This window comes from Hallella sp. (assembly GCF_037460745.1).
GTDB lineage: Bacteria > Bacteroidota > Bacteroidia > Bacteroidales > Bacteroidaceae > Prevotella > Prevotella faecis.
This window is the reverse complement of record NZ_JAXVAE010000071.1, coordinates 1-22,810: the sequence shown is the minus strand read 5'-3', so window position 1 is coordinate 22,810 and position 22,810 is coordinate 1. Positions and strand designations below refer to the sequence as shown.

The window sequence follows — 22,810 nt, the reverse complement described above, 5'->3', positions numbered from 1 at the left end:
CAGGAAAGGCGGTGCGCCACGCCTTACTCCTTTGAAAATCGGGATTGGCTACCTTATGTGATTGACTCTCACGCCTGAGAGATTGCAAAAGCCAAAGGTGCGAAGAGCGCAGCGAAGGAGGTGCTGAAGGCGGAGCATACCACTGAAAAAAAAAGAAAAGCCCTTGTCCTACGTTGGCAAGGCGCAAGACAAAGGCTTTATAGGTGAAGGCGGATTAGGAGGGATTCCGCTTCCATTTTACAAGATAGGATGTGCTATTAGTTGCTAATTTCTTTTACCACAATAATGTTTCCATTACCATTACATCTACTACATCTATCTAATGGAGAACAATTTTGACATAATTTTTCATCCCAACCTTTGCCATTACATTCAATACATACGCATGGTACAGATACTAATTTTTCGCCATCATTTGTTAAATAACTACTTTTACCTGTTCCATTACAATATTTACATCGTTCCATTATCCATCTTCTCCCATCACATATGCGGCAGGGATTTCCTGTTCCATTGCAATTAGGGCATCGGGCTTTATATGAAACTACCTTACTTTTAGTATTTGGTGATTTCGATTGATGATAGTATTCATACTTTTTATAAGTTATATTTTGGCTTGGTATATAAATTCTATTCTTTTGTTCTTTTGACGTTTTATTTCTTTCCCATCTATCATAACTTCGATATGCTTCATCAGCACATGAAACACATCCTTTCAATGATATAAATCCTATAAAGAAAACAAAAACAATGAAAAGAATACCATTAACACATCCACTTCCAAAATCGTCATGATAACTCATACTTTTATGATTTATTTCAAATCATCATTAAACTACTGACTTAAAAATACACCTTTCCTATTCCAGTCAAATAGACTTCATATTCACACATATCTTTTAACCTTTCTGGTACATTAAAAGGATTGGATGAAGCATAAGAATCACAATTCCACCATTGTTGATTGTTATAATATGCCTTTATAACAACTTGTCCAAGATCAGAAACCATTGCTTTCATTTTTATAGACCTAAATTGTCCATTTTTTACATACACTCCAGTAATAATCTGTAATTGCTCTTCTGCTTGACTTCTTCGTTTTTGAGTATATTTACTTGGATCCATTACTTCCATTTTTGGGACATACACTGATCCATTAGGTACAGTTGGAGCAGGCTTGTATGTTGTAAATAAATCACTATATGACTGCGCAAATGAAGACGCAGAAAATGTAGTTACAAAAAACAATGCTAAAAACTTTTTCATAATCGAATGTATTTTAATTATTTAATAACAAAATTAATATTTTTTATTTACACCCACCCCGAACAATTATTTTTAACACAATTTTAACAATTATCTTACACCACCTATCGCAATTGGGTATAAATCATGCTGTGGAAACTTCTCGCAGCCGATATAGAGCGTATCGAAGGCATCGGTGCTGTCGGTATGGTGTTCGAGAAGGTCTTCTTCGGACTCCGGCTGCTTCTCCATAGACTTGTTCTTGCGGAAGCCGTTGCGACCACGCTCCACTCCTGCTGACTGGATGGCGAGTATAAGATCATCGTTGTTTTGGCGGTTGAAGTACGGTATCAGTCGTTGCTTCCCGGCAAAGCCCTGGTTGATGAGAAGGTATTTCTCATCGTGGCGCATCGGGTTGCCGAGGTACACGTCAATGTCCTGCCATCCGTGGCGCTCGAACCCATGGACTACCACCCAATGAAAATCCTGGTCGTTTACGGCATAGTTAGAGCCGAGGGCGGTGGCATCATAATAGTATATGACTGTCTTGTTAGGGTGTGGTGCGTAGTAGGTGCAGAAGTCGGCGACGAGCGCAGGGATTTTGCGCTCGAATTTGACGTAGAACGATTTGAGGATGTTTAATCTATTGTTGCGTGGCTGACCGCACACAATCCAGTTGATGTTAGCATTGTAGTCCATGCCAATGCAGAGAGGCTGCATAGGGTCGATGTCCGAGTCCGTGCGACAGTCGAGCGAGCTGTTAAGTGTAGAGAACTGGTTGTTGGCGTGGATAGTGTAAAGATCCTGCTGCGCCTCCTTGATGATGCGGTCGTAGCCGAGCGAGTCGAGGTAGTCGAAATCCGAAGCATCATACTTGTGGTACTCCTGCATAGACGAATAAAATCCATCGTGCGAGATGCCAATCTTCTGACAGAGGATTGACGTCTGGAAGGTCTTTGGCGTGAGGTCGCGCTTCATCTGGCGGATATACTCTTCACCGAGAAGCTGAAGGTTTTCGAGGGTGGTGTATTCCTTATAATAGACCGCTACCGAGCGCATCTTGTTAAGACTCTGGTCAAGACCTGAAAAAGATTGGGCAAAAATGGTTCAAGAGACTAAGGAAATATCTACAGAGCCAAGTTTGTTTGATTAGAGGGGGCTTCCTTTTTGATAAAACAAGCCCGAAGTCCTATTTTAGAGAACTTCGGGCGGAATATTTATGCTCTTTGGAGTTTTAGCGGACAGCATTATAAAAGAATTAAAAGCCGGTTAAAAGGAAAGAGTCCGGTGCAATACCGAACTCTTTCTCAAATCGGATAGTTGATAACCTGTCCAACTTTTTGGGGTCACTTCATTTACGGGGCTTTGGGAAGGATTCTTATGTTTACCCGACAGCAATAATAAGGAATATTATCGTTGTAGCCCGCATGGCCATTAAATCTTTATCTTTCTACAGTCAACATTATTATAGTCATTCTGGCTTAGTTGGGCTTCGCAATCCCTTCGTGCTCAAAAGAGCTTACTCAGTTGACTACGTTGAAGATAAGCTGTTCGTTGTCATCTTCCTTGTCGATTCGGATGGTAGCTCCCCCGTTTAGGTCGCCCGAAAGGATTCGCTCGCAGAGTCCGTCTTCAATGTAGGTTTGCATGGCACGTTTCAGGGGACGTGCACCAAACTGTACGTCGTAGCCCTTTGTGGCAACAAACTCCTTGGCCGCGTCACTGATCTCCAGCTGGTAGCCGAGGTCGTTTACACGCTTGAACAAATCCTGCAGTTCTATGTCGATGATGCGCTTAATAGCGCTCAGGTCTAACTGGTCAAAGGTGATAATCTCGTCGAGACGATTGAGGAACTCAGGCGCAAACTGCTTGCTCAGGCTCTTTTGGATGATGGAGCGCGCATACACCTTATCCTTTTCATTGAGATTCGAAGTGCTCGACAGTCCGCCAGCATTGAATCCCACGCCATGACTAAACTCCTTGAGTTGGCGTGTTCCAGCATTGGAGGTCATGATGATGATCGTGTTGCGGAAGTCGACCAATCGGCCGTTTCCGTCAGTCAGTCGACCTTCGTCGAGCACCTGCAGCAGCATGTTGAACACATTGCCATGTGCCTTCTCAATCTCATCAAGCAGTACGATAGAGTAGGGGTGGCGTCTCACTTGCTCGGTGAGTTGTCCGCCCTCCTCGTAACCCACATATCCCGGGGGTGCTCCTATGAGTCGTGACACATTGAAGCTCTCAGTGTATTCACTCATGTCGATGCGTATCAGGGCCTCGCGCGACCCAAACATCTGCTCAGCCAGTTTCTTTGCCAGATAAGTCTTACCCACACCCGTGGGGCCGAGGAACATAAATACGCCTATGGGATGGTTGGGTTCCTTGAGCCCCACACGGTTGCGCTGAATGGCCTTTACCATCTTATCGATGGCCGCATCTTGAGCTATGACCGCGTTTTTCAGTTGGCCACCCATGTTTCGCAGGCGCACCCCTTCGCTCTCGGCCATACGCTGCACAGGAATGCCCGTCATCATCGACACCACGTCGGCTACCTCAACGTCGGTGACATGGTGGCGTGTTGATGAGTCGCCCTCCTGCCATTTGCGCTGCATCTCTGCATATTCCTGTTCAAGTTGCGTCTGCTTGTCGCGGAAACTGGCTGCTAACTCGAAGTTTTGGTTGCTCACTGCCAACTCCTTCTTGTGTTTAACTTCACTAATCTCCTTCTCCTTGTCGGTCAATTCTGCAGGAACGTCAGTGTGAAGCAAATGGGTACGTGCGCCCACCTCGTCAAGCACATCAATGGCCTTGTCGGGGAAGAAACGGTCTGTGACATAACGTTCTGTCAGCTTGACACATGCCTGCAACGCCTCATCACTATAGTTCACATGGTGATGTGCCTCATAGCGGTCTTTGATGTTGCGTAAGATGCAGAGCGTCTCGTTGGTGTTTGTTGGCTCCACAAGTACCTTTTGGAAACGGCGCTCAAGGGCTCCATCCTTCTCTATGGAGTTTCGATACTCGTCGAGCGTCGTGGCTCCGATGCATTGTATGGCGCCCCTAGCCAAAGCAGGCTTCATAATGTTAGCCGCATCCATGCTGCCTGGCGTGGAACCTGCTCCAATGATGGTGTGAATCTCATCGATGAAGATAATAACATCGGGGTTGGCCTCCAGTTCCTTTAGCAGGGCGCGTATGCGCTCCTCAAACTGTCCGCGATATTTTGTGCCTGCCACGATGGCAGTCAAGTCGAGGCTCACCACTCGTTTATTGAACAGCAGCGGTGAGGTCATGTGCTTGTCGATGAGCTGTGCTAGACCTTCCACGATAGCGCTCTTTCCCACTCCGGGCTCGCCGATGAGTATGGGGTTGTTCTTCTTGCGTCGGCACAGAATCTCCGTGACACGTTGGATTTCCTTTTCGCGCCCCACTACAGGATCGAGCTTTCCCTCATGGGCCGCCTGCGTAAGGTCGGTCGAGAAGTTGTCAAGCACAGGAGTCTTTGTAGCACCTTGCTTTTTGGTTGTGGTTGTCGATTGGCGCGAATTGCCTGCATTGTGCTGTGAGGCCATAGCGTCGTCTTCATATTCCTCATCCTCATCGGGCAGTCCGAGTCCATCGGCTGTGGGCTTCTTCTGTAACATCTGTAGAGCTGTTTCGTAGTCGAGTTGGTTATTCTCGAGCGCCACTTTGGCTCCGTTGGCCACTTGGTCGTGCAAGATAGCCAACAGCAGGTGTTGCACATCGACAAGTTGGGTGTGCTGTATTCTAGCTTCAAGAACAGCCAACTTCAGAATATTGTTGGCTTGTTCGTTCAAGGCGATTTCGCTTATGTGGGTGTTTTCCTGAGTTATTTCCTCTTTTACGCGTTGTTCCAGTTCCGCCTTAAGCTTTTGGATGTTTATTTCCAATCTGCGAAACAGATCTATTACGGGTCCGCTCTTTCCTCTGAGAATGCCAAGCAGCAAATGCTCAGGGCCAACCGACTTGCTGGCCAGGCGATTCGCCTCTTCCCTGCTAAACGCAAGGATTTCTGACACTTTAGGTGAAAATTGGCTGGTCATAATCTTATATTCCTTTCTTTATAATGCAATGCAAAATTAATCATTTTCCTTTCTATGCAGCAAGGAATGTGCCAAGAATTGCTTAAACGCCACAAATTTTATGATAAGGGCATGTTAGGCAGCGTTCTGATTGTGGCGTGGGGATGAACGGCATGTCGGGGTTGAATATCTCTGAGAGAAGATTTTTAAGCGCATCGATAAACTCATTGTGATAATCAGCAATGTCGTTGATAGGCACTCGAGTTCCCCGTTTCTCACCTGCAAACTGCAATATGGGCGTATAGTCTGACTTCTGCGCATTGCGTATGAAGAGCAAGGCGGGCGCCACTGGCAGACATGCGGGGTTGACTTGAGACATCGTTGTGGCGCCATGACGGATTAGCGAGGCGTAGAGGAAGGCCTGCAAGTAATAATCGGTGTGGCGTGTTTCCACCAGTGACGAGTCGAAGATGTCGGCCACCGACGAAGGAAGCGACGTTAGGGGGCTACCCGTTTTATAGTCGACGACCCTTAGGTATCTCGCATTGCACTCGATGCGGTCGAGTCTGTCGACCTGTCCGCCTATTTGCAGGGTGCATTCGTGGCCATTAACCGTAAACGTCAGGTCATCGTAGAAGTCACCCTCCAAAGATAGAATGGAGAATGGCGCTGTACGCATGTCGATTTCCAAAAGACTACGAATGTAGAGGTAGATGACTTTACGATTGAGCAGTTGTATGCCATTGTATTTGGGTAGAAAGCGCGGGTCATCAACTTTGAAAAGTTTCTCGCGAAAGGCATTGTCGATGAATTCGTAGAGCGCATCACTATTGTCGTATAAGCGCTTGATCTCGTCGGCTGTAATGATGCGGTCGGTGTTCTGAGATAGGCTGCGATAAATGAGTTCTGCCGTTCGGTGGAATATGTTTCCGAAAGTCATGTTGTCTATTTCGTTCTCATCGTCGTTGTCGTCCTCGTAGAGTTTGCAAACGGTATGATAATAGAACTGTAGCGGACAGTGTAAGTAACGATAGATGGCTGTGGGTGAAAGGCGCAATAAGCTATTGAGGCGTTGCTGTACGACAGCATCTTTTTCAATGCGGTTACGAAGAATTAGCGATGCGCTTTGTCCGGATTGTAGCGTGAGGCGGCGCAGCAGATGGCGTCCCTCATTCTCCACCATCAACTGAAGCATAAAGCGGCTCATCTCGCCCTTCTGTCCATCGTCGGTAGCGTTGTTGTAGGTTAGCGTAATGTCGCTGGCCCGTTGCAGAAGTGAATAGAAATAATAGGCATAGATGGCCACTTTGTTCTCGACCGTGGTCAGTTCATAGGCAGCTCGAAGCGAGTGGGGGATAAACGAAGCGTCGTTGACCCCCTTGGGCAGTTTGCCCTCGTTGCACGACAATACCAATACATGGTCGAAGTCGAGGTTGCGCGTTTCCAGCACGCCCATAATCTGCACACCCTTAGCCGGTTCGCCGTGGAAAGGAATGGAGGTCGTTTGCAACAGTTGGCTCATGAGTTTTTGCAGGATGGCTATGCTGACAATTTGGCGGCCTGTGGCGTCAACGCCTTGTCCAGAGAGGTTGTCGGCCGATAAGGGCGAGAGTGCCATGATCGTCTCGAGGCGATTGATGAGCGTATACATGCGAAACACCGCCTCGTGCATCAGCGGATCGTCGGTATGTGCAGAGCCCACTCCCACACGCTTGAGGATGCGAGCTACCCAGGCGAGCAGTGGAACTTGGCCATCGCATTCGGTAACATTCTCAAAAAGTTCTTGCAACGCTTCATCGCGTCCCTTTATGAGAAACGAGCGTTGGGGGTAATACTGCTTGTGTTCGTTGATCTCATTGCAAAGCGACAGGCAGTCGGCCGACACGTACTTGGCGTAGGAATGGCGCAGCACTTGGTTTATTTGCTTTAGGCGGAAGCGCTCGCCACCCTCGAGTTTGCCGTGCAACTGCAGGTCGATAAGGAATGCGACAAAGGTGCTGATGGGGGAGGCCGACAGGGGGAAACCTGTAGTGATGTTTACGTTGCGCACCTCCTTCGGGAGACAGTGGACAACGGTTTGCAGCAAGCTCTCATCGGACAAGACGATAGCCGTGCGGCTTCCATCGCGGTAACGGTCTTTCTCTTTCAACCAATGGCTTACGTATCGCGCTTGGATGTTCTCTGTGGGGGCGGAGATGTAAGCCACGTCTTTGCGTTTCGAGAGATTGTTATAGATGTCGTCAGGGTCGATGCCTTCCGAGGCGCGCTCGGCAGACAACTCGTTAGGGAACTTGTCAAGATAGCGCGATATGTATCGCCCCGCCTCCTGATGCGATGGCGGCATGTAATACTTGTCGAAGTCCCAATAAAACTCGGCTCGTCCTAGGTCTTTGAGGCGGGCAAACAACTTTTGCTCAACCTTCTGCAGCAGATTGAAGCCCACAAAGACATAATGCTTGTAGCGGAACGGGGTCTCTTTACTCTCAGCCACATCGCGATAGAGCATGCCCTCGTAAGCCAGATGCTCTTGGCGCAACACCTTTTTATATAGGTGATATATATCGGCCAAATGTTCCCATATCTTACGAAACTGATTTTGCAAGACAGTATCGGCAACAACATGTCCGAAGAAAGCCTCTATGCTGGCCCGCTGTTGGTCGGAAAGAAACGAGAAATCGTCCATGTTCTTCAGCGCTTCCAGATTGGAAAAGATGTGGGTGGCGTCGCCCAAATTTTTGTCGAGGTCGTCGAAGTCGGAAAGTAACAACTGGCCCCACGAGTAGAAATGATCGAGAGTCTCGTCGGTTTGCAGCAAATCACAATATACGTTATAGAGTTTGAACGTCAGCAAGATGTTGTCGGGCACCTGTAGGTCAGAATGGTTGCGAAAGAGATCACTGATGGTGAGGTAAGCAGGACTCCACACAGGGTGGCCAGCTTCCTCATATAGGGCTTTGTTGAGGAAGATTGACGCACGCTTGTTGGGGAACACAACAGCCACGTCGGCCAACTCGTTGCCGTGTTTGGCCAAAAGGTCTTTAGCTACATATTGTAAGAATGTCATGATCGGATTATTTTACGGGTAAGACATGATTGGTGAGGATGTACCAAAGATAGCCGCTCACATGAGGATAACCCATGTGACGCAACAAGGTCATGTATTCGTTGACCTGCCGTTGGTGTTCGGGACGTTCGGCGCCCGTCTTAAAGTCGATGACCACCATTTGTTGCCCATCGTAAACCACACGGTCGGGGCGTTTCTCCACCAAGGTTTGTGTCTCGTCATCGTAGGTGAGAATGGTGCACTCGTTAAACACCTTCCAGTGCGGATCAAACCATTGGCGCACTTCGGGCGACTGCAAGCGGTTGGCTATGGTACTGCGCAGTTCGGCGCGGGTGAGCGCCTTATCGTAGAGCACGCCGTCAAACTCCAATTGGTTGATGGCCTTGTCCAAATCGTCAAGGGTATAGACCGAAGCGAACAACGTGTGCAGGATGTTTCCCGTGTCGATGTATGTGCGGCGGTCGTTGCGTAGCTCTCGCTCCTCTTCGGTCAAGAGAAAATTGCTGCTATCGTAGCTTTGTACGAAATGGGCGCGTGAGTCGTAATTGCGAATGTCGATTTTCAAGCCCTCGTCTTTTTGCTCAAACACATTGGCGCTTTCGGTATCGGCCTTGGTCGACGTTGGGCAGAACTCGCCATACCTGAAATGCCAAACGCCTGTGTTGCTGTCGTCGTTCAACTGATTATCGGCTTGTAGCAACTCGCTCTGGCTCGAGAGCTCGTAGCCCAACTTTTGTAGCACGTCGGCTATAAGTTGCGATGGATATTGAGGCTTTTCTTTCCTTCCTAATATGAAGAGGTTGCGCGAGGCACGGGTAAAGGCTACGTAGAGCACGTTGAGGTTGTCGACGATGTTCTTGATATGCTCGCTTTGATAGTCGTTCTTGTATATCGAACTGAGTAATTTAACCTTCGATAAACTAATGGGCGCAATCGGCAGGTCGTTGTATGGCTCCACCTGCGGCTCCACCCACAGTGTGTCATCGCTCTTCTCCAAGTCCCAGTCGCACCACGGCAAGATAACATGGTCGAACTCCAATCCCTTACTCTTGTGGATTGTCAAAAGGCGAATGCCATTCTTTTCATCGCTATGTATCGTCTTTGCACACAGTATGTTATCCCACTCGGTTAGAAAATCGCTGATGCTCGCCACATGGCGTTGAAGATACTTAGACAGTTGGTCGAAAAATGCGCACATGTAAGCGCTCTGTCCTTCAATTCGAGCGAGATTGAACGTTTGGTACAGACGTTCTGCCAAGTCTATGATGGGCATCGACAAGAACTCATCCCAATGGTCGACCATGTCGGTGGGTAATAAGGTGCGCAAGTCATCGGTGCCTACAAATAATTCCGTGTCGGTAGCTTCCTCATTACCGAGGCAGATCTTGCGGTAGGCTTTGACCAATGAGGCCATGGCCAACATGTCGGTGGGGTTGACCAACACGTACATGGCCGTGACAATGGTGTTTACGGCGAGCGACGCATCGAGACGAAATGCCTCATCGGAAACCATTGGAGCCATCACTTCCTGCCCATTGACCATGATGGGGTTTTGCTGAAACCATTCGGCTAACCGGCTAATAATCTTGTTCTTGCGCGCAAGGATAGCTATCTTGCCCGGTGGGGTTCCCTGTTCCATGAGTTGCTCCACTATTTCCTTCACTTGAAGTATCATCTGCTCGTCGTAGTCGTCTGTCGGTAAAAGGCGGATGTCGACCAATCCTGCATTTTCGCGTTTTGGGGGCACCTTCTGCACGACATCGTTGTATGCATTCTTTATGTCGGCGGCTTCAGCCTTTGTTGTGGCCTCAGCCCCTTGTGCGTCGAGTTCCTCGATGGCTCGGTCGCTTGTTATCGACGCAGCCGTTTGGAAGAAAGCATTGTTAAACTCGATGATGTTACGTTGCGAGCGGTAATTAACTTCCAGCGACTTCACGCCAATGAGTTCAGTATTTTTCTCACTCAACTGTTGCAGCAGACGCCAGTCACCATTGCGCCATCGATAGATGCTCTGCTTGACATCGCCCACAATCAGACTGCCATTATCGTGAGCTATGCAGTCGTCAAGCAGCACCTTGAAGTTTTGCCATTGCACCATGCTCGTGTCCTGAAACTCGTCAATCATAATGTAGCGCACCTGTCCACCAATTTTCTCGTAGATAAAGGGCGAATCCTGCCCATCGATAAGATTGTGGAGTAACTGCTGGGTGTTGCTCAGTAGAAAATTGTTGGTGGCCTCGTTGATGGCGTTTACCTCTTGCTCAATACGTCCCAACAACTGCAACTCATTGATATTGCGTAATGTGAGGTCGACCGAGTTGACGGTTACCAGGCACTCAACGCGTTGCGCCTCAGCCTCTCTCAACAGAGGCACAATACGTTGTTCGATAGCATAAGCTTGATGATCGTCGGCCGCTTTTCCAACTAAGGCCGACGCATCGTTGAGCGCGGGTGCAACGTAGCTGTTGGGGCCTTTCCCGTCTAGGAAGCCTCCATTCTCCAACCGCTTGAAATAAGCCGATGCGCTCTGGCTGGATCTATAGAAACATTTGTCGGTCAACTCCTCATCCTCAAAAATCTCATGGTAGCGTTTGGCAAAGTCGGACATGGTCTTTAATGCTTCGCTACGTTTACGTTTCAAGCCCTCCTTGTAGATTTTGAAGTATTCGGGGTCGTCCATCAATTGGCGCATACGATCTTGGTGGGTCATGTAGAATTCCTGGAAGATTGACAGTCCGAACTCCTTGATTGGGCCTATGACGTTCCAACTCTTATTGTCTTGTATCTTCTCCTTGATAAAGCCCATGATCCAATTGAGCAAGGGGTCGTTGTCGTGTTGGATGTTAGCAATAATGTTGTCGACAGCCTCGTCTTCCACTTCCCGGTTGTTCAGGCCAACGTTCATGTTGGCCGCAAGGCCCAACTCATGGGCAAGATTGCGGAGCACACTCTGGAAGAAACTATCTATAGTTTCCACGCGGAAGTAATGGTAGTTGTGGATGAGTAACTGTAAGGCCTCCTCGGCGGTAGAACGTATAAGGCGCTCGTTCTTTTCTGGAAAAGCCTTGCTCACTTGTTCCATGTAGTCGTCGGCGTCAGGCAAACTGTTGGCAATGCCGTATAGCTTGCCGAGGATGCGGGTCTTCATCTCTTCCGTAGCCTTGTTGGTAAAGGTTACGGCCAAGGTGTAACGAAAGTTTTGCGGGTCTCGAATGAGCAACTTGATGTATTCCACCGCAAGGGTAAAGGTCTTGCCACTTCCGGCGCTTGCTTTGTAGATGGTTAAGGGCTTGGACATAAGCGTATGTGTGTTTCCTAATTGTATTCTGTTGCAAACAAAACGTTAATACATTGCAAACTTACAAAAAAACAATCGTATTCTGCCGATGAAATCACATATTTTTCATATTCTATCTATAATTTTGAGCGTATCTTGTTAAACAAAACCTAAAAGATGCTTGTTTATCGAGCAAATGCAGTAACTTTGTATTTCAAATAAAAAAACAGATGAATTTCTCTTTCAGAACATTTCTGATCGTTCTAAGCCTTGCTTTTGCATCGGTTTCCAATGCTCAAGGAATAGGAAACGTGCAGTTTGGCTCTACCTACGAGGAGGCCACTGCTCGCATTGTGGAGACATTTGGCCATCCTGCGCATGCCATCTCCGACGAGATAGTTTATAATAACAAGTCGTTTGAAGGTTTCCGCTGGAACAAGGTGACGTTTCGGTTTCGCAATGGTCAATTGTGCGAAGCACGCTTTTATAAAGATCATAAAAGCAAATGGATGGCCAAGACAGAACTCGACTCCATTGCTAAAAACCTGAGCAAGAAGCACGCCATTTCGCTCGATTACGAGGAAGATGGCACACGCTTTTACGCAGGCGGCCAGTCACCTTTGGGAATAGGCCGATTGTTTACCGTGTTTGTTGCTCCCCGAAATGGCCATTGGTCCGACCAACTGCGTTTTGGACCATTTAAATTTAAAACCAACCAATTATGATTAAACGTCTGATTTTTACGGCAATAACCTTACTTGTTTCTTTGTCGTCGATGGCAAAATCGATGGTGGAGATTTGGAGCAGTATTCCTGATTCGGTCATCCCATACATCGACCGTACCCATCGCTTGGAAATGACCGACTTCATCAAAATGGGGTTGAAGGGCGATGTGAACCATTCGTTGGGCGGAAAAAGTGAGATGGACACCATAACTGCCGACTACATTCATCTGACGCTTAACGAATCGGTTACTATGGAATTGAAACGACTTCCGCGTGAAGGTGAGGATTCATTGTTGTGCGTGGTGACGACGTGGAAGGGACCTGCAGAGGAAAGCAACGTGAAATTTTTCACCCAAGAATGGCAAAGCATCATCGTGCCTAAAGCGTTCGAAGGTGGCGATTACTATGAGTTGGCAAGCCGATTGACACAACGTCCCGATATAATGAGCAAGGCGCGCTACGACGAATTGTGCGCCATGATAGATCCCGTCATGTTGAGCGCTAAATTGTCGATAGCTGACAATGTACTACATGTGAAACTATCACTGCCGTTGCTGAAGGCCGATGACCAAAGAAAACTTTCGTCTGTTATGAACCCCATAGATCTTCATTGGGATGGACGCGGCTTTAACACCAAATAAAAAGTGTAGGCCTTGCTTGTCTTTAGCTATTTTGCCCTCGTTGTAACATACGCTTTTGCATGACGTCAGTTAGAAGTTTTCTTAAACTTAGTAGGACTTTTAGGTGAAAGGCATTTTTAGGGCTCGTTCTCATCAATATTCCCGCAAAATTGCTATCTTTGCAACAAAAATATAAAAAGAATAATATGAATCTGAAAGTACGCTTGTCGCTGATGAACTTCCTGCAATTTGCAGTGTGGGGAGCTTACCTGACCTCTATGGGTCGCTATTTGGGTAATATTGGAATCGCCTCCGAAATTGGATGGTTCTATTCCATGCAAGGTGTCGTGTCGATATTTATGCCCGCTTTGATGGGAATTGTGGCCGACCGGTGGATTCCTGCCCAAAGACTGTTGGGCTATTGCCACCTGTTGGCAGGCGTCTTTATGTTTGCCACCGCTTATTATGGAGCTACAGCCGGAGACAATGTGGTTTTCTCCACCATCTTCTCTCTGTACACCGTCTCCGTGGCTTTCTACATGCCCACATTGGCCTTGACCAACTCGGTGGCCTATTCGGCATTGAGCCAAGCAGGCATGGATACAGTAAAAGACTTTCCCCCGATTCGTGTTTTCGGAACCATTGGCTTTATCGTCACTATGTGGTTTGTTGACTTGATGGGCTTCCAGTCTAACCAATATCAGTTTGTGACATCAGGAGCTATCAGTATTATATTGTTCCTCTACACTTTCTCGTTGCCACATTGCAACATCAGCGACAAAACGGAGCAAAAAAGTTTGGTTGATGCGTTGGGGTTACGCGCGTTTGCCTTGTTTAAACAAAAGCGAATGGCTATCTTCTTCATCTTCTCCATGTTGTTGGGTGTAAGCCTACAGATTACTAATAGTTTTGCTAACCCTTTCCTTTTTAGTTTCAAGGCTATTCCGGAGTATGCCAACTCGTTTGGTGTACAACATGCCAATATCCTCATTTCCTTGTCGCAGGTTAGTGAGACTTGCTGCATTCTTCTTATACCATTCTTCATGAAGCGTTATGGCATCAAGAATGTGATGTTGATTGCTATGTGTGCTTGGGTGTTGCGCTTCGGCCTGTTCGGATTTGGTAATCCTGGAATGCCTGGCGTACTGCTCTTTGTGCTTTCAATGGTGGTTTATGGTGTAGCCTTCGACTTCTTCAATATCTCAGGTTCGTTGTTTGTCGACCAAAGCACCGATTCTGGCATCCGTTCGTCAGCCCAAGGATTGTTCATGCTGATGACTAATGGAGTGGGTGCAACCATCGGAACCATAGCAGCCCAAGCAGTCATAAACCATTACACGTATGCCATGCCATTGGATGGCGACGTGCTGACCGTTGGTGATTGGCAATCGTGCTGGTTTGTCTTTGCAGGCTATGCACTGCTGGTGGGCGTGTCGTTTGCGCTGATTTTCCGCCCCAAAAAGCAAAAAGTCAATTAATCCATGACAAAGATAGCACTTACATTTAAGAGCGTATCGGAGATACAAGGCGTAGACGACATTGGCTTGCTCGTATTGGTAGACGAAAAATGCGAAAGGCAATTGGCTGTTCCGTGCGAGAAGTCGTTGTTCGAAGCCTTTAAGAAGTGTATGACCAATGCGGTATCTACCGCCAAGATGTTGCCAGAAGTGCTATGGAAACTGGTTGAAAGCCAAGTGGGGAACCGCATGGAGGCTTTTATCGACAGCGTCAAGAATGGTCAATATGGCGCAGTGCTTATCGACAATGACAACTTCGCTGAGCTTCCCATATATGCTTGCGACGCCATACTGTTGTCGCTAATCAGTAAGGGAAAGGTGACTGTCACTATCGACAAGACCCTTTTCCTTAAACAAAGCACTCCGTTCAGCCGTAATAGTAAGGGTGTTTCGCTGCCATTGAACACCATTACTGACAAGATGCTCGACGCTGCCTTGCAAAGGGCCATAAACAACGAGGATTATGAGGCGGCTAGCTACTTGCGTGATGAGATTAACAAGCGAAACAAATTGCGCAATAGTAACAAGGATAATTCAATGAATGACCATGAAGGAAATTAGATTTTTCTATGTGCTAGAGGCTGGTAAGGTGCAAGAGCTACCTGCAGAAGAGGCCACTCATGCCTTGAGGGTTTTGCGCATGAGGACGGGCGACGAGATGTACTTGATGGATGGCCAAGGGGTATTCTATCATGCTGAAGTCGGCATGACAACAAACAAGAAATGCTTCTACCATATTCGTGAAACCCTTCCACAAGAGAAAACTTGGAGGGGACGCATCCATCTTGCCATAGCTCCCACAAAGATGATGGACCGCATGGAGTGGATGGTGGAGAAGGCTACCGAAGTGGGAGTCGACGAAATTTCTTTCCTCAACTGTAAGTTCTCTGAACGACAACAAATTAGGATTGACCGAATTGAAAAGATTGTTGTGTCGGCCATGAAACAAAGCCGAAAAGCTTGGAAGCCCGTTGTTAATGAAATGACCGATTTCAGCTCATTCATCAACACCTCCCGCCAAGGCACAAAGTTCATAGCCCATTGCTATCAGGAATTTAAGCGCGATGATCTCTTCCGCGAGCTACAACAATTGGATGTTGATGAGGATGTTACCGTGTTGGTTGGTCCTGAAGGCGATTTCTCTGCCGACGAAGTTAAGTTGGCTTTAACCCGAGGCTACCGCTCCATATCATTAGGCAACAGTAGGTTACGTACCGAAACTGCTGGTTTAATGGCCGTGACGATGGCTCAAATTACCAAGAGAAAAGAATGAAAAAAATAGTTTATCTGATTGCATTGGTGTGGATGGGGCTCATGAGCTCCTGCTCCAACAACGATTATCTCAACGCCATCCCGGCAGAGAGTAGCATGCTCATATCCATGAACACCGCTAAAATGAGTGGTGCAGGTAGCCAAACCTTATTTAAGGCGTTTCTGCACGTCTCCAACCTGAACAATACGGGTATAGATGTCTCGAAACCCGTCATGTTGTTCGAAGATGCCCAAGGCAATCTTGGCGTTTGTGCTAAGACCGACAACACGAAACAACTAGGAGAGATGTTGCAGAAAATGGGATTAACCGTTCTGGAACGACAAGATTTCCATTTTGCCATATTGCCCAACCTTTGGATCATTGGTTTCTCAGACCAGTCGACCTTATTGATGGGACCTGTGGTGCCTGCAGCCCAACCTGAGATGATGCAACTCATGGCCAGATACCTAAAGGCTAAGGAGGACGATGGTATTGTGGGAACACCCATGTACGACAAGCTCGACTCCATCGACGCTCCTATGGCGATGGTTTGCCAAGCCAAGGCCTTGCCTGAATATCTTGTTGCGCCTTTCACACTTGGTGCTCCCAAGGGTACTGACCCTTCTCAGGTGCTCATCGCAGCCGACATGGAGGTTAAGGATGGTTGCTTGTGGATAAACGGACAAACTTTCTCGTTTGTCAAACGCATCAACGACGCACTGCAAAAAGCGCAAGCCACTTACCGTCCTATTCAAGGCAAGTATGTGGCATCTATGTCGAGCCATGATGCGGCAGGCCTGTTTGTGAATGTCGACGGTGGTCAGTTTATCAAACTCATGACTGACAACCGTGGCATACAAGCCATGCTCTCAGGTATCAACACAGCCATTGACATGAACAGCATCATTAAGAGTGTGGACGGTGACATGGCAATCATAACGCCCTCATTGGGCCAATCGTCTTTCCAACTTATGATGGCCGCCAAATTGAAAAACGCTGATTGGCTTGCTGACGTGGACTATTGGAAACAAAGCGTTCCAGCTGGTGGACAAATAGGCGAGTGGGGGCGCGAATGCTATTACTATCGCGACGGTAAAACGTCGTACTATTTTGGTGTTACCAACGATTGGCAATACATGAGTGGCGTTAGCGAACAGGTGGCCTTACAGAGCATTCATGCGGCAGCCAATCCTATTTCTCCCGTCATACAGAAAAAACTTAAAGGACAGAAGATGGCACTGGTGGCCAACATCTCTTCCATCGACAAAGGTACAGGCGTCACCACATTTCTAAAACCGTTGTTTGGCAATGTGAACACGCTTGTTTACACTTTGAAAGTGAATTGAACCATTTGTGCATATTAGAAGAGAATCTGATGGTAATATTAAACTTGTTCTTCACTGAATAGAGCGTATATCATTATAAATAAAAATAGGATAGGGTAACACTCGCGGCGCAACACCAAAGCTTTTTCAAGGCACTGCGGCGGAGAGGGTTAAAAAGTAAGACTATGAATAGTATAAAACTTAACAATGTCTTGCCACACGTTTTCGAACAAGTCAGCGACCTGCAGTCTGACGTGTGGAAGAAAGATGTCTGCTTTGAGAAAGGCCACCTTTATTTGGTCGAAGCAGCCTCGGGAAAAGGCAAAAGTACCTTTTGCAGTTATGTGATTGGATATCGACATGATTACACTGGACAAGTTGTTTTCGACCAAAAAGATGTTCGCACATTTAATGTCAACGATTGGGTAAACATACGCCAAAAGCATATCAGTCATCTTTTCCAAGAGTTGCGACTCTTTCCAGAGTTGACAGCTATGGAGAATGTTAAGATCAAAAATGACCTTACAGGGTTTAAGACCGACAAGCAAATCGTGCAATGGTTCGACATGCTGGGTATAGGCGACAAGCTCGACGCCAAGATTGGACGCATGTCGTTTGGTCAACAACAACGCGTGGCTATGATACGCGCCTTGGTACAACCATTCGACTTTATCCTTGTTGATGAGCCTATCTCACACCTTGACGACCACAACTCCCAAATCATGGGCGACATTATGATGGCCGAGGCAAAGGCGCAGGGCGCAGGAGTAATAGTTACGAGTATTGGTAAGCATATGAAGTTGGATTACGAAAAAACGTTGATGCTATGAATTTGGTTTGGAAGTTATTACGCCAGCACATCAGCATACCTCAATTTGTAGGCTTTTTCTTCGCCAATCTTTTTGGTATGCTTATTGTTTTGTTGGGTTTTCAGTTTTACAAGGACGTGTTGCCTGTCTTCACATCCGAAGACTCGTTCATGAAGGCCGACTATGTTATTGTCAGCAAGAAGATAGGCATGGGTAGCACCTTGTCGGGTCGCTCCAACGCATTCGAATCGTCGGAAATCGAGGACCTTCGCAACCAACCCTTTGCCACAAAGGTTGGGGCTTTTACTACTACAGAGTACAAGGTGTCGGGCAACATGGGAGTTAATGGCACCAGCGTACTCAACTCCGAATTGTTCTTCGAAAGTATTCCTGATAGCTTTGTTGATGTTCCTCTTTCTCTGTGGAAATATTCAGAGGGTTCTAAGGAGGTTCCTGTCATTTTGCCACGCAGCTACATTGCCATGTACAATTTTGGCTTTGCGCAAAGCCATTCATTGCCTCGAATCAGTGATGGTCTCGTGGGCATGATTGACCTCAAGATCTTTGTGCAAGGAAATGGCCATAAGGATGAATACAAAGGAAAAGTGATCGGCTTCTCAAGTCGCCTTAACACCCTCTTAGTCCCGCAGGCTTTCATGGATTGGAGCAACCAATATTATGCACCCAATGAGCACTCCGATCCAACCCGCCTTATCTTGCAGATCGATAATCCTGCCAACGAAAAGTTCTCTCAGTATACGGAGAAAAAAGGCATCGAGATTGAAAACGACAAGCTCAACAGCCAGAAAACCACTTATTTCCTGCGTATGATGGTGTCGATGGTCATGGTGGTGGGCTTGGTGATTTCTATTCTCAGTTTCTACATTCTTATGCTGAGCATCTACTTGCTTGTGCAGAAGAACTCATCGAAACTCGAGAACCTCTTGTTGATCGGATACAGCCCCAACAATGTGGCCCGACCTTACCAATTGCTCACCATGTTTCTGAACGTGGGCGTGTTGTTGTTGGCCTGGACTATTCTTTATTTCATTAGAGACTATTACATGGGTTTCATAGAGACGCTCTTCCCCGATATCGACAAGGGTAACGTGCTGCCTGCTGTAGTGCTTGGCGTTGCTCTTTTCTTGTTGGTGAGCATCTGCAACTTGCTGGCCATTCGTCACAAGATTACCCGTATCTGGAAACGCAAAGAATGACAGACAATATATAGATGGAAACACAAAATAAATACGATAAATATGTGGTTAGCGAGGAGGCTCCCTTGCTCAATTGGTTATTGGCAAATCTTAAGCTAAGCCGTACAAAAATCAAGGATATCCTTCATGGACAGGGAATCCGAGTGAATGGAAAAGTCGTCACTAAGTTTGATTATCCTTTGCTACCCGGCATGAAAGTTACGGTGAGCAAGTCGAAACGCAATAATGCTTTCCACAGCCGTTATGTAAAGTTGGTTTATGAGGACCAATACATTGTTGTGGTTGAGAAAAACGTTGGCATACTTTCGATGGCGGCAGGGCACAGCACACTTAATGTGAAAACCGTGTTGGACGACTATTTCCGTAGCACCAAGCAGCATTGTCAGGCCCACGTGGTTCATCGTTTGGATCGCGACACCAGCGGCTTGATGATTTACGCAAAGGACAAGCAAACCGAATTATCTTTGGAGCGCGATTGGCACAACACTGTGTTCGATCGCCGATATGTGGCCGTGCTCTCTGGTGAGATGGAACACAACGAGGGAACGATTGAAAACTGGTTGAAGGACAATAGGGCTTTCTTTACATTTAGCAGTCCTGTCGATAATGGTGGCAAATACGCCATTACTCATTTCTACACGCTCGACCGCCGAGAGGGATATTCGCTTGTGGAGTTTAAGTTGGAGACTGGACGCAAAAACCAAATACGTGTTCACGCAGCTGATATGGGACATCCTGTGTGTGGCGATGTGAAGTATGGCAATGGAGATGATCCGCTTGGTCGCTTGTGCCTCCACGCCTATGTGCTCTGCTTCTACCATCCGGTAACGCATAAGCCTATGGAGTTTGAAACTTCCATTCCTCAATCATTCCTGTCACTGTTTTAAACAAGACAACATTATTTACCCAAAAGAAACAAGCCGTGTTATGACTTCAGGCATTTCTCTTTACATTTTTATTTTTATAGCAGCCGTTGTGGCGCTGATTGTTGTTAAGAAAGTAACCAGTTGCCTTTTCAAGACGGCCGCTCTGTTGGCCATCATAGCCATCCTGGCCATCATTTACTTCACCTACATGCATTAACACCAGTTAATAATAGGAAACGCCACAATCACTTGTGGCGTTTCCTATTATTAGGCCTTATCTTGTTGTTGCACTGTTGGGGTGGGGTGAGATTTGTTTTCTTCTTCCCGTGCCAAATGCATGGGCCTATCACCCTCGCGAGTTACATATCGCTGCCAATAGGCAATGATGATGGTGGTTAGGGGGAGGGCTACGATGAGACCGATGAAACCTAAGATAGTGCCCCAGACCGACAAAGACAAGAGCAACACAGCAGGGTTGAGCCCCATAGCCTTGCCCATAATCTTAGGGGTTACAATCATGTCAGTAATAATTTGCACCACGGCAAACAAGCCAACGGCCAATCCGAATATTACCCAAAAGTTCTGACCTGTGTCGGCAGCCTTGAGCATAGCAAGAAAAGCTGTGGGAATCAGGGCAAAAGTGTGCAGATAGGGCACTAAATCCATGATACCAATTAAGATGCCAAGGCCTATAGCCATGGGGAAATCGAGTAGGGAGAATCCTACACAGAACATCACACCCATACAGGCGGCTACGGCGCTCTGACCTCGAATGTAATTATTCAGTTCGCGCTCCACATCGTTCATCAACTCATTCCAAAACGGACGTACCTTGGGAGGGAAGATGCGTATCCAATTGGCCGTAAGATGCTCATAGTCCATAAGAATGAAGAACATATATAATAAGGTGATAAGTGAAGCCACAATACTCAGAATGATGCTTGCCGTTTGGCTTAGCACATTAAAAAATTTCGGCGCTGCGCTCTTCAAAGTGGCAGTGAAATCGGGACTTTTGAAGAATGCTTCTATACGTTGATGGTTTTCTGTGAGAACCTGTGACAGCCATTCGGAAATGGAGTTGGTGTGTGTTGTCTCGTGTACCCAATGACTTAATATGACATAAAGTTTTTGGAACTGGTCGATCATCGGTGGGATGATAAGGTAAACTATGAGCGACACCACTGACACAACAAATATCATTGTGATGATAATCGACAAAGCGCGAATGCGAACATGAAGTTTGTTCTCCACAAACTTCACTATGGGATAAAGTAAGTATGCGAGCAACCAAGCCACAAAAAACGGAATCAACACACTGCTCAGATAGTTGATTAAACAGAAGATGGCTGCTATCAAGAGGCCGATACCAGCCATGCGTACAAATCTGTCGAATGTTATCACTTTAGCCATAAACCTGTTGTTGTTTTACAGTTTGAAATCTTTATAAGTTGTTATCCTCAAAGAGATCTTTCGACAAGGCATTACGTTTGTCTTCCTCAATGGCCTTTTGGAAACAATTGCGGCAAAGCGGCTCATATTCCATCTTTTCGCCAAGCATCACTTGCTTGTCGTTGCGTACAAGGCGATGGCTTGCATAAGCCAAGGCGCCGCATTTCACACAAATGGCGTGCACCTTTGTTACCTCGTCGGCAATGGCCAACAAAGACGGCATAGGACCAAAAGGCTCACCGCGGAAATCCATATCGAGCCCTGCAATAATAACACGTATTCCTTTGAAAGCTAATATGTTACAAACATGAGAGAGCTTGTCGTCAAAAAACTGCGCCTCATCAATGCCAACCACGTCATATCCTGCGGACAGTTTCAAAATGTCTGCACAGTTGTCGATTGGCGTTGAATGGAAACTGTTGTGGTCATGACTGACAACATCAACGTCTGAATAGCGGTTGTCCAATTTGGGCTTAAATATGGCAATGTTCTGCTTAGCAAATTTTGCACGCTTCAAACGTCGAATCAATTCCTCGGTTATTCCCGAGAACATTGACCCGCATATCACTTCAATTCTTCCATGGTGGCGGTTTTCGCCTGCGAAGTTTTCTATATTCATATTGCAAAGATAGGCAAATTTTCATAAATTGGATCATTGCATCCATATTTTTTAATTCTACGTATTGTTATGAGGCTTTACACTGAACTTTATTATATCTATTTATCATAATCTACATTATAGATTCGTTGTTTATTGAAGCACTTTACTCGTAATGTCATGTAAAAGACCATGGTTCATAATGGTTTCAAACCATATGCAAATACTAATACAAACTATAGTGAAATCTACACTGTTTTTTTGAACGAATGAATAATTGGCTGCAAATACGCGATTGTGGGATGAATTTTGTAATCACCTTATTAACAGACGTTTAGATGAATTATATTTGTAAGCGGCAGCAACATTGCGTCAGTCACACTACGAAAAGCCACCTTTCGAGTCACGATAGTTGGTTTATCGCACCTCGATAGCTGCCTAATTGAAATGCGAAACATGCCTTCCCGTAAGCCGAAACATGCCCAACGGTAAATGGATCGCCTCACTTTCATCGTTCGGATGTTCTGAAATGGCAGATTTTCTTCCTAGATTATCTCAAAAGCCCGACAAACTTTTTAACCAAAAAAACTTACAGTAAATGTACGATTGTAGCTCTTGGGTGTCTTTAGTCGAATTTGTTAGTTGTTTGTATCGCCTCAAACACTAAAAACACATCGTCTTGATATAATCGTTTGTGGTCTCTTGGCATATAAAGTGAACAAGATGAGCATACTACGCAAGTTTTCAGAAGTAACTATTCAGCGGTAGCGCTGCACCCTTAATCCATAATTGAAATATACTGC

General features: G+C 46.5%; 18 protein-coding genes. 10 read left to right on the top strand and 8 right to left on the bottom strand.

Going from position 1 to position 22,810, the window contains the following annotated elements; translation table 11 throughout:
• Nucleotides 1-257 precede the first annotated feature (257 nt).
• From WKK33_RS03535 to WKK33_RS03510, 6 genes are all read right to left on the bottom strand, one after another.
• Nucleotides 258-803 carry a hypothetical protein gene (locus WKK33_RS03535; protein WP_337932506.1) on the bottom strand — a complete coding sequence of 182 codons (546 nt, stop codon included), beginning with the start codon at nucleotides 801-803 and terminating at the stop codon, nucleotides 258-260.
• Nucleotides 804-843: 40 nt separating this feature from the next.
• Complete coding sequence (locus WKK33_RS03530) at nucleotides 844-1,266, bottom strand: hypothetical protein (protein ID WP_337932505.1); 423 nt, start codon at nucleotides 1,264-1,266, stop codon at nucleotides 844-846.
• Between the two features lie 90 nt (nucleotides 1,267-1,356).
• Nucleotides 1,357-2,304 carry a hypothetical protein gene (locus WKK33_RS03525; RefSeq protein ID WP_337932503.1) on the bottom strand — a complete coding sequence of 316 codons (948 nt, stop codon included), beginning with the start codon at nucleotides 2,302-2,304 and terminating at the stop codon, nucleotides 1,357-1,359.
• Nucleotides 2,305-2,768: 464 nt separating this feature from the next.
• On the bottom strand, nucleotides 2,769-5,309 hold the full coding sequence (locus tag WKK33_RS03520; protein WP_337569104.1) for an ATP-dependent Clp protease ATP-binding subunit: 2,541 nt from the start codon (nucleotides 5,307-5,309) through the stop codon (nucleotides 2,769-2,771).
• Nucleotides 5,310-5,391: 82 nt separating this feature from the next.
• Nucleotides 5,392-8,352, bottom strand: a complete 2,961-nt coding sequence (locus WKK33_RS03515; RefSeq protein ID WP_337932501.1) for a PD-(D/E)XK nuclease family protein — start codon at nucleotides 8,350-8,352, stop codon at nucleotides 5,392-5,394.
• Between the two features lie 7 nt (nucleotides 8,353-8,359).
• Nucleotides 8,360-11,650: a UvrD-helicase domain-containing protein gene (locus tag WKK33_RS03510; RefSeq protein ID WP_337932500.1), complete on the bottom strand. Its 3,291-nt coding sequence runs from the start codon at nucleotides 11,648-11,650 to the stop codon at nucleotides 8,360-8,362.
• A gap of 209 nt (nucleotides 11,651-11,859) precedes the next feature.
• Here WKK33_RS03510 and WKK33_RS03505 point away from each other — a divergent pair, with 209 nt between their 5' ends.
• The 10 genes from WKK33_RS03505 to WKK33_RS03460 all read left to right on the top strand — a co-directional run bounded on the left by WKK33_RS03505 (nucleotide 11,860) and on the right by WKK33_RS03460 (nucleotide 20,177).
• Nucleotides 11,860-12,354, top strand: a complete 495-nt coding sequence (locus WKK33_RS03505) for a hypothetical protein (protein WP_337932498.1) — start codon at nucleotides 11,860-11,862, stop codon at nucleotides 12,352-12,354.
• Complete coding sequence (locus tag WKK33_RS03500; RefSeq protein ID WP_337932497.1) at nucleotides 12,351-12,995, top strand: DUF3256 family protein; 645 nt, start codon at nucleotides 12,351-12,353, stop codon at nucleotides 12,993-12,995. The genes WKK33_RS03505 and WKK33_RS03500 overlap by 4 nt, the downstream gene beginning before the upstream one ends.
• Before the next feature lie 185 nt (nucleotides 12,996-13,180).
• A complete protein-coding gene (locus tag WKK33_RS03495; protein WP_337932496.1) occupies nucleotides 13,181-14,452 on the top strand; it encodes a nucleoside permease in 1,272 nt (423 codons plus the stop codon).
• A gap of 3 nt (nucleotides 14,453-14,455) precedes the next feature.
• Nucleotides 14,456-15,052: a UvrB/UvrC motif-containing protein gene (locus tag WKK33_RS03490; RefSeq protein ID WP_337570303.1), complete on the top strand. Its 597-nt coding sequence runs from the start codon at nucleotides 14,456-14,458 to the stop codon at nucleotides 15,050-15,052.
• Entirely contained in the window at nucleotides 15,039-15,764 is a 726-nt protein-coding gene (locus WKK33_RS03485; RefSeq protein ID WP_337570300.1) for a 16S rRNA (uracil(1498)-N(3))-methyltransferase, read from the top strand. The genes WKK33_RS03490 and WKK33_RS03485 overlap by 14 nt, the downstream gene beginning before the upstream one ends.
• Nucleotides 15,761-17,089, top strand: a complete 1,329-nt coding sequence (locus WKK33_RS03480) for a DUF4836 family protein (RefSeq protein ID WP_337801281.1) — start codon at nucleotides 15,761-15,763, stop codon at nucleotides 17,087-17,089. The genes WKK33_RS03485 and WKK33_RS03480 overlap by 4 nt, the downstream gene beginning before the upstream one ends.
• Nucleotides 17,090-17,253: 164 nt before the next feature.
• On the top strand, nucleotides 17,254-17,898 hold the full coding sequence (locus tag WKK33_RS03475) for an ATP-binding cassette domain-containing protein (RefSeq protein WP_337468539.1): 645 nt from the start codon (nucleotides 17,254-17,256) through the stop codon (nucleotides 17,896-17,898).
• Nucleotides 17,895-19,094 (top strand): ABC transporter permease, encoded by a 1,200-nt coding sequence (locus WKK33_RS03470; RefSeq protein ID WP_215760501.1) that lies wholly within the window; start codon nucleotides 17,895-17,897, stop codon nucleotides 19,092-19,094. Before WKK33_RS03475 ends, WKK33_RS03470 begins: the two co-directional genes overlap by 4 nt.
• A 14-nt stretch (nucleotides 19,095-19,108) precedes the next feature.
• The gene (locus WKK33_RS03465; RefSeq protein WP_215760500.1) at nucleotides 19,109-19,981 is read left to right on the top strand and encodes an RluA family pseudouridine synthase; all 873 of its coding nucleotides are present in this window, start codon (nucleotides 19,109-19,111) and stop codon (nucleotides 19,979-19,981) included.
• Between the two features lie 40 nt (nucleotides 19,982-20,021).
• The gene (locus tag WKK33_RS03460; protein WP_215760499.1) at nucleotides 20,022-20,177 is read left to right on the top strand and encodes a hypothetical protein; all 156 of its coding nucleotides are present in this window, start codon (nucleotides 20,022-20,024) and stop codon (nucleotides 20,175-20,177) included.
• 50 nt (nucleotides 20,178-20,227) lie between these two features.
• Here WKK33_RS03460 and WKK33_RS03455 read toward each other — a convergent pair whose 3' ends face one another.
• Both WKK33_RS03455 and WKK33_RS03450 read right to left on the bottom strand, forming a co-directional pair.
• On the bottom strand, nucleotides 20,228-21,370 hold the full coding sequence (locus WKK33_RS03455; RefSeq protein ID WP_337468537.1) for an AI-2E family transporter: 1,143 nt from the start codon (nucleotides 21,368-21,370) through the stop codon (nucleotides 20,228-20,230).
• 31 nt (nucleotides 21,371-21,401) lie between these two features.
• A complete protein-coding gene (locus WKK33_RS03450; RefSeq protein ID WP_337932495.1) occupies nucleotides 21,402-22,028 on the bottom strand; it encodes a thymidine kinase in 627 nt (208 codons plus the stop codon).
• Nucleotides 22,029-22,810 lie beyond the last annotated feature (782 nt).

What these genes read in the sequence shown, in the direction of transcription:
- WKK33_RS03535 (WP_337932506.1), bottom strand. Translation starts at nt 803, where the DNA reads ATGAGTTATCATGACGATTTTGGAAGTGGATGTGTTAATGGTATTCTT.
- WKK33_RS03530 (WP_337932505.1), bottom strand. Translation starts at nt 1,266, where the DNA reads ATGAAAAAGTTTTTAGCATTGTTTTTTGTAACTACATTTTCTGCGTCT.
- WKK33_RS03525 (WP_337932503.1), bottom strand. Translation starts at nt 2,304, where the DNA reads ATGCGCTCGGTAGCGGTCTATTATAAGGAATACACCACCCTCGAAAAC.
- WKK33_RS03520 (WP_337569104.1), bottom strand. Translation starts at nt 5,309, where the DNA reads ATGACCAGCCAATTTTCACCTAAAGTGTCAGAAATCCTTGCGTTTAGC.
- WKK33_RS03515 (WP_337932501.1), bottom strand. Translation starts at nt 8,352, where the DNA reads ATGACATTCTTACAATATGTAGCTAAAGACCTTTTGGCCAAACACGGC.
- WKK33_RS03510 (WP_337932500.1), bottom strand. Translation starts at nt 11,650, where the DNA reads ATGTCCAAGCCCTTAACCATCTACAAAGCAAGCGCCGGAAGTGGCAAG.
- WKK33_RS03505 (WP_337932498.1), top strand. Translation starts at nt 11,860, where the DNA reads ATGAATTTCTCTTTCAGAACATTTCTGATCGTTCTAAGCCTTGCTTTT.
- WKK33_RS03500 (WP_337932497.1), top strand. Translation starts at nt 12,351, where the DNA reads ATGATTAAACGTCTGATTTTTACGGCAATAACCTTACTTGTTTCTTTG.
- WKK33_RS03495 (WP_337932496.1), top strand. Translation starts at nt 13,181, where the DNA reads ATGAATCTGAAAGTACGCTTGTCGCTGATGAACTTCCTGCAATTTGCA.
- WKK33_RS03490 (WP_337570303.1), top strand. Translation starts at nt 14,456, where the DNA reads ATGACAAAGATAGCACTTACATTTAAGAGCGTATCGGAGATACAAGGC.
- WKK33_RS03485 (WP_337570300.1), top strand. Translation starts at nt 15,039, where the DNA reads ATGAAGGAAATTAGATTTTTCTATGTGCTAGAGGCTGGTAAGGTGCAA.
- WKK33_RS03480 (WP_337801281.1), top strand. Translation starts at nt 15,761, where the DNA reads ATGAAAAAAATAGTTTATCTGATTGCATTGGTGTGGATGGGGCTCATG.
- WKK33_RS03475 (WP_337468539.1), top strand. Translation starts at nt 17,254, where the DNA reads ATGAATAGTATAAAACTTAACAATGTCTTGCCACACGTTTTCGAACAA.
- WKK33_RS03470 (WP_215760501.1), top strand. Translation starts at nt 17,895, where the DNA reads ATGAATTTGGTTTGGAAGTTATTACGCCAGCACATCAGCATACCTCAA.
- WKK33_RS03465 (WP_215760500.1), top strand. Translation starts at nt 19,109, where the DNA reads ATGGAAACACAAAATAAATACGATAAATATGTGGTTAGCGAGGAGGCT.
- WKK33_RS03460 (WP_215760499.1), top strand. Translation starts at nt 20,022, where the DNA reads ATGACTTCAGGCATTTCTCTTTACATTTTTATTTTTATAGCAGCCGTT.
- WKK33_RS03455 (WP_337468537.1), bottom strand. Translation starts at nt 21,370, where the DNA reads ATGGCTAAAGTGATAACATTCGACAGATTTGTACGCATGGCTGGTATC.
- WKK33_RS03450 (WP_337932495.1), bottom strand. Translation starts at nt 22,028, where the DNA reads ATGAATATAGAAAACTTCGCAGGCGAAAACCGCCACCATGGAAGAATT.